Origin of the sequence: Bacillus sp. EE-W1, from assembly GCF_009760835.1 — a bacterium.
Classification (GTDB): Bacteria; Bacillota; Bacilli; order Bacillales; family Bacillaceae_G; genus Bacillus_A; species Bacillus_A wiedmannii.
This window is the reverse complement of sequence record NZ_WIPE01000040.1, coordinates 29,818-31,100: the sequence shown is the minus strand read 5'-3', so window position 1 is coordinate 31,100 and position 1,283 is coordinate 29,818. Positions and strand designations below refer to the sequence as shown.

General features: G+C 35.2%; 1 protein-coding gene. It reads right to left on the bottom strand.

The genetic code is table 11. From position 1 onward, the window contains the following. Positions 1-1,283, bottom strand: a 1,283-nt coding sequence (locus GFJ36_RS29365) for a SpaA isopeptide-forming pilin-related protein (protein ID WP_275940643.1), incomplete at both ends; no start/stop codon positions are given.

The following is a 1,283-nucleotide window of genomic DNA, read 5'->3' as shown; positions in this document are numbered from 1 at the left end:
GCTTTTCTGTTTCTTCACCTGGCTTTTCTGGACCTTTTTCTGTCTCTTTTTCATTCAATACTTCTTGTTTCGCTACTTTATTAGCTACAACATTTACTTCTACTGTAACCTCTAACGCTTTGTAGCCTTCCGGCGCCTTCGTTTCTTCTAACGTATACTTTCCTGGCACTAAGTTTTCGAATTTCACAACGCCGTCTTTATTCGTTGTTTTCGCCTCTCCAACTACTTGACCAGTTTCATTTTTTAGCTTAAATTCTGCACCTTCTAGAACTTTTCCACTCTCTGCATCCTTTTTGATTACTTGTAAGCTTCCTAGTTCTTTTGCGTTTTCTACTTGTACTTGTACTACTTTGTTTGCTTCCACAACGACTTCAATTTCTTCTTTTAATAATGTATATCCTTGTGGCGCTTTCGTTTCTTTTAATGTGTATGTTCCTGGTTCTAATTTCTTAGAGGTTACTTTACCAGTTTTATCTGTTCGTAACGTCTCTACTTTTTTACCATCTTTGTACACTTCAAATTCTGCGTCTGATAATACTTTCGCTTTATCTTCTGCATCCACTTTTACGATTTCAAATTGACCAAGGCTCTTACTGTTCGTTACTTTTACATCAATAACTTTTTCACCATCAACTGTTACATGAATTACTTGTTTTGTTAACTCATAACCTTCTGGAGCTTTTGTTTCTTCTAACGTATATTCACCAGGCACTAGTCCGTCTACTTTAACGATTCCAGATTTATCTGTTGTAATTCCTTCTTTTACAACATTTCCTTTCACATCTTTCAATGTAAATTCTGCGCCTGCTAAACGTTTCGCTTGATCTTTATCATCCGTCTTAATAATTTGTAGAGAACCTAAGATTCTTTCGTTTTCTGCCTCTACTTTTACTACTTCTTTCTCGTTTTGTATTGTTACTTTCCATTCTTTATTTGAAAGCTTGTAACCTTCTGGTGCTTTCGTTTCTTTCACTGTATATTCACCTAATGGTAATTTTGGTGACATCACTTTTCCATTCTCATCTGTTTTCAGTTCCGCTACCATTTTACCATCTTTATATACTGTAAATTCTGCACCTGATAATACTTTCGCTTTATCATTCGCATCTACTTTTACAATTTCAAATTGACCTGTTACTTTTTCATTCATAACTTCTTGTTTTACTACTTCATTTGCTACTACGTTTACTTCTACTGTTACTTCTACTGCTTTATAGCCTTCCGGCGCTTTCGTTTCTTCTAACGTATACTTACCTGGCACTAAGTTTTCGAATTTCACAACG